This is a genomic window from Cellulomonas massiliensis JC225, from assembly GCF_000312005.1.
GTDB classification, from domain to species: domain Bacteria; phylum Actinomycetota; class Actinomycetes; order Actinomycetales; family Cellulomonadaceae; genus Cellulomonas; species Cellulomonas massiliensis.
Map to the genome: position 1 here is coordinate 2925409 of NZ_HE978588.1, position 4482 is coordinate 2929890.

Annotated in this window: 6 protein-coding genes; all 6 read right to left on the bottom strand. The window is 74.4% G+C overall.

Annotated features, from left to right (window positions below; all coding sequences use genetic code 11):
* Nucleotides 1-272: DivIVA domain-containing protein (locus HGCM_RS18350; RefSeq protein WP_040399870.1), on the bottom strand; the 272-nt coding region annotated here is incomplete at its 3' end.
* A gap of 114 nt (nucleotides 273-386) precedes the next feature.
* Nucleotides 387-677, bottom strand: a complete 291-nt coding sequence (locus tag HGCM_RS13820) for a YggT family protein (protein WP_019137424.1) — start codon at nucleotides 675-677, stop codon at nucleotides 387-389.
* Between the two features lie 3 nt (nucleotides 678-680).
* Nucleotides 681-1148, bottom strand: a complete 468-nt coding sequence (locus HGCM_RS13825) for a cell division protein SepF (RefSeq protein ID WP_019137425.1) — start codon at nucleotides 1146-1148, stop codon at nucleotides 681-683.
* A 161-nt stretch (nucleotides 1149-1309) separates the two neighbouring features.
* Nucleotides 1310-2080 carry a purine nucleoside phosphorylase YfiH/LACC1 family protein gene (locus tag HGCM_RS13830; protein WP_019137426.1) on the bottom strand — a complete coding sequence of 257 codons (771 nt, stop codon included), beginning with the start codon at nucleotides 2078-2080 and terminating at the stop codon, nucleotides 1310-1312.
* 17 nt (nucleotides 2081-2097) lie between these two features.
* Complete coding sequence (gene ftsZ / locus HGCM_RS13835; protein ID WP_019137427.1) at nucleotides 2098-3351, bottom strand: cell division protein FtsZ; 1254 nt, start codon at nucleotides 3349-3351, stop codon at nucleotides 2098-2100.
* 283 nt (nucleotides 3352-3634) lie between these two features.
* The coding region (locus HGCM_RS13840; protein WP_019137428.1) for a cell division protein FtsQ/DivIB at nucleotides 3635-4482 on the bottom strand (848 nt) is incomplete at its 5' end.

The window sequence follows — 4482 nt, forward strand, 5'->3', positions numbered from 1 at the left end:
GGCGCGGGGGCCGGCACGGGCTCGGGCGCGGGCTCCGGCTCCGGCTTCGGCGCCGGGGCGGCCTGCTGGGCACCCGCCCGGCTCAGCTCGGCGACGCGTCGCTCGGCGGCCGCGAGCTTCGTCTTGAGGCTCTCGTTCTCGCCCTGCAGGTCCCGCAGCGTGCTGACGACCTCGTCGAGGAAGTCGTCCACCTCGTCCTGGTCGTAGCCCTCACGGAACTTGGTCGGCTGGAACTTCTTGTTCAGGACGTCGTCTGCGGTCAGCAGTGCCATCGTCGTCACCTCTGTCGTTCTCGCGGGGTCATGTCTGTGTGGCGGGCCACCGACCACCTCGGGCCACCGTAGCGGAGAATCTCCGCCCGGGACGCGTCGCGTCCCGTGTGCCGGTCACGTCGCCAGCGACGCCAGGACGGCCAGCAGGACGAAGCACAGGATCATCAGGACCGTGAACGCCAGGTCCAGCCGGACCGTGCCCAGGGTCACCGACGGGACGACCCGCCGCAGCGTCCGCAGCGGCGGGTCCGTCACCGTGTAGGTCGCCTCCGCGACCACGAGCATCACGCCGCGCGGCCGCCAGTCGCGCGCGAAGATCATCACCCAGTCGAGGACCAGGCGCACGAAGAGCAGGACCAGGAAGACCAGGACGACCAGGTAGAGGACGGACGCGACGATCGCCACGCGTCAGCTCTGGTTGAAGAAGGCCGGCCGGACGCTCGGCTCGGCCCCCGCCTCGCCCGCGACCTCGACGTGCGAGGGCGAGAGCAGGAACACCTTGTTCGTGACGCGCTCGATGGACCCGTGCAGCCCGAAGATCAGGCCCGCGGAGAAGTCGACGAGGCGCTTGGCGTCCGCGTCGTCCATGTCCGTCAGGTTCATGATCACCGGGGTGCCCTCGCGGAACGCCTCGCCGATCTTGCGCGCGTCGTTGTACGAGCGGGGGTGGATCGTGCTGATGCGACGCAGGTCGCTCACCGGCGTCGGGACGGCGACCGCCGTCCGCGTCGGGCGCAGCGGCGTCACCTGCGCCTCGTGCTCGTGCTCGACCACGTCGGTGCCCTCCTCCACGACCTCGTCGAGGTAGTCGTCGTGCTCGGCCCGGTCGTCGGCCAGACCGAGGTACAGCATCGTCTTGCGCAGCGCTCCGGCCATCGGGCTGTGCTCTCCTCCCCCGGATCTCTCCGGACCTACCCGAGCGGCACGACCTCACGGACGCCCAGCTCCCTGTGCCGTCACGCTAGCAACGGCCCCGGACGAGCACCCGACGCGACACGCCCGTCGGTCCAGGTCCACCCGGGTCACCCTGCCCGCGGTCAGCCGTCCGCGCCCGGCGGCAGGAGCCGGACGACGCCGGCGAGCCGCCCGGTGGCGCCGTCCCGGCGGTAGGAGAACAGGTCCGGGTCGGTGAAGGTGTCGCGCGCCGAGCGCCGCACCCGCACCCCACGGGCGCGCAGCCGGGCCTCGACCCCCGCGGGCAGGTCCAGCCCCGGCGTGCCCCACGAGGTCGTCGACCGCGACTCGGGCACCGTCGCGGCCACCTCGTCCCGGAGCTCGGCGGGCACCTCGTACGAGACGCCCGCGATCGCCGGGCCGACCGCGGCGGCCAGCCGGCCAGCGTCGGCGCCGAGTGCGACGAGGGCGTCGAGCGCGGCGTCCACCGCACCGGCGACGAGACCGCGGCGGCCGACGTGCGCGGCCGCGACGACGCGGGCGACGGGGTCGGCCAGGAGGACCGGGACGCAGTCCGCCGCGATCGCCGCGACCGCGACGTCCGGGGTGGTCGAGACGAGCACGTCGAAGCCCGCGTCGGGCACCGGCTGGTCGCCGCTGCGCACGACGAGCACGTCGGCGCCGTGGACGGGCTGCACGAACGCGACGCGGGCGCCGACGCGGTCGGCGACGAGGCCGCGGTTGCGGGCCACCGTCCCGGGGTCGTCGCCGACCCGTGCGCCGAGGTTGAGCGTGTCGTACGGCGCGGTCCCGGCGCCCCCGTGCCGGTCCGTGAAGCCCGCGAGGACGCCGGGGCCGAGCTCGACCTCGTGGAAGCCGATGCCCGACCCCGCGCCCGCGGGGACGCTCGTCATCCGGCGCCGCCCGGCGCCTACTTGAGGAAGTCGGGGACGTCGAGGTCGTCCCGCTCCCGGCGGGGCGTCTCGTCCGTGAAGATCCGAGGCACCTCGAGCGCGCCCGTGATGGGCGTCGGCTCCGCCTCCGTGGAGAGGAACGCCGGCACCTCGGGCTGGGCGGGACGCGTGGTCTGCTGCGCCCCGACCGGGACGGGCACCGGCGCGGTCTCGGCGTGCCGCGCGGGCTCCGGCCGCTGCGCCGGGACCTGCACGGCGGGCGCGCCCGCCCGCGCGTTGCCGCTCACCTGGCCGAGCGCGCGCGCGTCCCGGCGGACCGCCGGGGCGCCGCCGTCGAAGCCGGCCGCGATGACCGTGACGCGCACCTCGTCGCCCAGGGCGTCGTCGATGACGGCGCCGAAGATGATGTTCGCCTCCGCGTGCGCGGCCTCCTGGACCAGGCGCGCCGCCTCGTTGATCTCGAACAGGCCGAGGTCCGAGCCGCCCTGGATCGACAGCAGCACGCCGTGCGCCCCGTCGATCGACGCCTCCAGCAGCGGGGACGAGATCGCCATCTCGGCGGCCTGCACCGCGCGGTCCTCGCCGCGGGCGTAGCCGATGCCCATGAGCGCCGAGCCGGCGCCCTGCATCACGGACTTGACGTCCGCGAAGTCGAGGTTGATGAGGCCTGGCGTCGTGATGAGGTCCGTGATGCCCTGCACGCCGGAGAGCAGCACCTGGTCCGCCGAGTGGAAGGCGTCGAGCACCGAGACGCTGCGGTCGGAGATCTGCAGCAGCCGGTCGTTCGGGATGACGATGAGCGTGTCGACCTCCGCGCGCAGCGCGTCGATCCCCGCGTCCGCCTGCACCGAGCGGCGGCGGCCCTCGAACGTGAACGGGCGCGTCACCACGCCGATGGTGAGGGCGCCGAGCGAGCGGGCGATCCGCGCGACGACGGGCGCGCCGCCCGTGCCGGTGCCGCCGCCCTCGCCCGCGGTGACGAAGACCATGTCGGCGCCGCGCAGGACGTCCTCGATCTCCTCCGCGTGGTCCTCGGCGGCCTTCTTGCCGACCTCCGGGTCGGCGCCGGCGCCCAGCCCGCGCGTCAGCTCGCGGCCGACGTCGAGCTTGACGTCGGCGTCGGACATGAGCAGGGCCTGGGCGTCGGTGTTGACGGCGATGAACTCGACACCCTTGAGGCCGACCTCGATCATGCGGTTCACGGCGTTGACGCCGCCGCCGCCGATGCCGACGACCTTGATGACCGCCAGGTAGTTCTGCGGAGCTGCCACGGTGGGTGCCTCTCGTTCGGTGCTGGTCGCGGCCCCGGCGGGCCCCTTCCGTGTCATCCGCGACACGCCGCGGGTGACGGTGAAACCTTCATCCTCAACTTGAGGGTTAGAGTTCTCTCGGGTGCGTTGTCAGTGCGTGACGGTAGGTGGCACCCCCACCCCGATCAACGACCGCACGCGCGTGTCGCGCAGCTTCCTCCGGACGCCCGTCGCGCGGCCGCGCTGGCGCAGCGGGACGGCTCCGCGAAGCCCCTGGTGGACGCCCCGGTGGAGCGGTCCGACGTCACTTGGTCATCGGCATGGTCGGCGCCGAGACGTCGACCAGCTTCGCCTTCTTCGTCTGCGGCGCGGAGCGCAGGGTCTGCAGGACGGCGATCTTGAGAGGCGTCTGCGCCGAGCTCCCCCACTTCACGGTGGTGCCGTCCCGCAGCGTCATCCCGACCGTGTCCTGCGTGCGCGCCGACACGTCCTTGACCTGCTCGAGCAGGTCGGGCGGCAGCTGCTCGAGCACCGTGAGGACCGCGTCCAGCGTGCGGCGCTCGCCCACGGGCACCGACACGACCGGCAGGCCGCGCGGGGGCTTGTCCGTCCGGCCGACCTGCACGCCGTCGATGTCGAGCAGCGTGTACCCCTCGTCGGACGCCCCGCCCGACCCCGACCGCTGCGCCGGCACCGCGGCCACGGGCTCACGGGCGACGAGCACGACGTCGAGACCGTGCGGCCAGTCGCGCACGACGCGCGCCTCGCGCACGCCGGGCACCTCGAGCACGGCGTCGCGCAGCGCGACGGTGTCGAGCCGGGGCAGGGGCACGTCCGCGTAGTGCTCCACCGCCTCGCGCACCTGGTCCACCGCGACGACCGTGCCGGCGCCGGTGACCTGCACCTGGTCCGTGTCGAGACGCAGCACCGGCGAGAGGAGGACGAGCCAGCCGACCGCCGCGGCGGCCACGACGCCCCCGCCCAGCACGGCGACCTGCCGCCGCGCGAGCGTGCGGCGCGCCCGCGCGCGCTCGGCGAACCTCTCGGCCGACCGGTCGGAGACGACCGCCGGCCGCACGGGGCCGCGCCAGCCGGGCGAGGACGTGTACGTCGTCACCGCGCGCCCCGGCGCGGTGCTCGTGGTCTCGCCGG

Excerpts from the sequence above, each read along its gene's own strand:
- HGCM_RS13825 (WP_019137425.1), bottom strand. The coding sequence starts at position 1,148 with ATGGCCGGAGCGCTGCGCAAGACGATGCTGTACCTCGGTCTGGCCGAC.
- HGCM_RS13830 (WP_019137426.1), bottom strand. The coding sequence starts at position 2,080 with ATGACGAGCGTCCCCGCGGGCGCGGGGTCGGGCATCGGCTTCCACGAG.